A 3,472-nucleotide genomic window follows, 5' to 3' on the forward strand; every position below is an offset into this window, starting at 1 on the left:
TAGAAACCACTACACGCTACGTTCTGGGTGGCACCGAGTTCACCTCTAAAGGAGCGGGTATTGTTGTTGCAGACTATATCAAGGTGGTACTTGATCCGGCAGACAGTGAGAGGAAGGTCCAACCGGTACAACTGGGGTGTACAAATTTTGATCATGAGAGAGGAGCAGAGGAGTACTTCGTCTATCGATTCACCCACTCTGAATTTAATCTCCAAAAAGGCGCACACAGATTACCAGGCTCTGAAAACGCTGCATTGAATGTTGTATGTCATCAGGCTAAAGGACAAGTGCAGTTGACTATGAGAAATACTAAAACCGTCGTATCTGTACTCACTGAAACTGACCCTTCAGCATCCGGATTACATTTAAGCAGTGGTGTGTTGTTTTCTATGAGACTCTGGCTCAGGGAAGACGTCCTGCGCTTTGTCGATTCTACCTGTAACAGTGTCGTTGATCAGTTTGGGAATGATCTATCGATTGACTCAGCTACCCCGTTAGATCCTGATCACTATATGGGTGACATCCGCGGCAGTTATTGTACTGATGTTAATATGGTTCAGGGAGCATTTGGATTAAAAGACAGAGAGCAGGCATGGGGTTGGATATTAGGTGATAATACCGGTGAACTTGGCTGTGCATCTTCATTGGAGAAGACTTATCGAACAGGCTTTGCTTCAGTGAGCGCATGGTCTACGGCAGGTTTCGAAGTTGCGTGTAATGGCACTATGCCAACATCCGTTTCAACCACATTCTCTCCAGATACAACTCAGCTATCTAATGTTTCACAGATAACTAATGCTTCACACATATCTGCCAGAGTGGTAGGTAACAAAAGCGCTCTGGCCATAAACAGTGATAGGACGGAAGGATTAACTGAAGAGCAGAGAACTGTTTTGGGCGCATGCGTTGGCTTTTTTTTATTGGATCAAGTCATTACCCAAGTCTGGTACTTTTATTCAAACTACATCACGCAAGCCAGGACAAAATATATCAGTCAGGTGTCAGCGGCTGTGTTAGGTTTCGGCCTTCCGTTATTCCAGTCGGCATCACCCTGTTCCGTGGGGATGAGACCACTTGTACAGGAGTTTCTATTGCTAAGCAAAGATCAACCGTAGTTTGTTATTGTTCATAGCCTGTCCCCGGGAAGGTAAAACCCTTAAGTCGGTAATATGGATTATAAAGCAGCATTACCAAACCCGTTGTGAAGCATCGCCTGCTTGGCTGGGCTGCGGGCAGTGATACAAGACAGGAACCCGCAGGGCAGCCATCCGCTTTTTTGTTCCATAAGCGTGGATGAGAAATCCAAGTCTGTGGGGTTTACTTGATGCTGGAAAAAACAGACGTCAAGAGGTTCGTTTTTTATTGGAGAAGGCTTTACCTTTATTTATGAAATATCCGGTCTAGGATAAATAACGACTTTAAAAAGGATTGTTATAGTAAGGATGCTTCTGTTTGAGCGTTAAAAACTGGACAGAGTGCAGTTATGATTATTTCCAGATCCGGGTTAGCAGGTGCTCTTTTGTCGGTAGTTTATGCCTTCCCCAGTCATGCTTTCACCAAAGGTGGGTCAACGGGTAGTTACAGGTATACAGAGGTTTCGGGTTGCTCTGAGTTTACCAGCAGAGTCGACAGAGATGTTTGCAGTCACCATTTATCGGTTCTTAAGGATTTAATCAGGAAAAAGAACAATCAGGTATCTTCGACAAGACCTTCCCCAAGTGCTTCTCCGATTCCAGAAACGGTCAAGATAAGAAAAATATCGGGTATAACATCAAGACTGGATTATGAGGTTCTTCGAACCTTCCACCCAACCTTGTTTATCTTTGATGCAGAGCGTTCATCCGAAAAGGGGCAGCGAGCTGTTTATGAATTGCAATTGTCGGAGCCCGTCACCGGCAGCTCCGGAAGGGTCAACAGTTTTCAGTTACCGGATAATTCGGCTTTTGTGGGAAACGGAACGGATATTCTGCCTGAATTTGTGATTCGGGGAAGCGCAGGGAATCAATACGTGATGTCGGCAACCCGTAATGATTCTGTTTATTATCTGGCGAATATCGAAATCAATTCCAGAAATCCCATAAAGGCAGGCCGTTCAACAGCAACAGTTACTACAGGGAACGCTGGGGCAACCCCGACCAGAAAATATCACACACTGGCAGGTATTCTGGATCTGAAGGGAGCTGGTCTCTTTGTTGCAGACAACATTAGGGTGGTACTTGATCCAGCGAATAGTAACAGGAGGATTAAGCCGGTAAATCTGGGTTGCACTGACGATGCTGACGGGATAGGACCAGAGGAACATTTCGTCTATCGATTTATGCACTCTGAATTTGCTCTTTTACAGGGCGTGCAGGGATCAAGGTATGCTCAACCGGCTGCAATGAATGTTGAATGTGATCAGAAAACAGGGCAAGTGCAGTTGACGATGAAAAACACTAAAACAGTCATATCGGTATCCTCAGAAATGGATACTCTTACGCCCGGATCGTCACGAAACAGTGGTGTGTTGTTCTCTATTAGCTTATCGTCCAGAGAAAACGTTCTGAGCTTTGTTGATTCTACCTGTAACAGCGTCGTTGATCAGCACGGCAATGATCTGTCCATTGATACAGCTCGTCTATCGGATCCTGATCACTTTATGGGTCGCGTCTATGACAGTACCTACTGTTCTGATATCAAAATGATAAATGGAGCGTTTGGATTAAAAGAAAGAGAACAGGCCTGGGGTTGGATACCTTTTAAATATCCCGATCAGCATCCCTGCTCGTCTGATTCAGAGAAGCGTTATCGAGCAGGATTTGCGCCAGTGAGCGCATGGTCTTCGGCAGGTTTTGATGTTGCCTGTCATTGCACTATGCCAACATCCGCTTCATCCACAGTCTCTCCCTCTACAACTCAGGCAGCCTACACTCCACCCGAACTTATTTATGATGTAGGTCATCCGGAGGGGCTGGTTATGAATAATACTGTCACTGCAGAATTAAAGGGTTTAGGAGCATTAGAAAATTTAACCACATTGGAAAAAATGGGCGTAGGTGCGGCCCTGCTTCTCGGAGATCAGACTTTTACTCAAATTTGGTTCCATCTTTCAAAACGAATCAGGCAGGCTTGGATAAGGCGTACCAGTCAGGTGTTAGCGACTATTCTGGGTTTGGGTATTCCTGCAGTAGTCGATGTGGTACCAAAATGTTTTAGTGGATTGAGAGGAGGGCGTAATCTATTGGGAAATAAAGACTTCTCGAAAGATCCAGCTCTACTCGATCCTGGTAGACTGTAGTTTTCGTTATTAATATCCCGCCCGTTGCAGGTGTCGTAAAACCTATCATCAGTCGGTAATCTGGATGATAAAGCAGCATTACCGACTTCCTTATGACAGCACTTTTGCTCCTCAGACAGGTTCGATGAATGATGACGGTTCTAGCAGCCTGTCGGACTTAAGGCTGTCCTACTACGGTTGCAATAAATTGGTCTA

The 3,472-nt window shown here is 45.2% G+C and carries 2 protein-coding genes; both read left to right on the forward strand.

All coding sequences use genetic code 11. The features are described from left to right. A partial coding sequence (locus tag KDK18_RS06285; protein ID WP_257254017.1) for a hypothetical protein occupies positions 1-1,115 on the forward strand: 1,115 nt, incomplete at its 5' end. Between the two features lie 368 nt (positions 1,116-1,483). Beyond that, a complete protein-coding gene (locus KDK18_RS06290; protein ID WP_257254018.1) occupies positions 1,484-3,277 on the forward strand; it encodes a hypothetical protein in 1,794 nt (597 codons plus the stop codon). Positions 3,278-3,472: the final 195 nt, after the last annotated feature.

Source organism: Endozoicomonas sp. SESOKO3 (assembly GCF_024606255.1).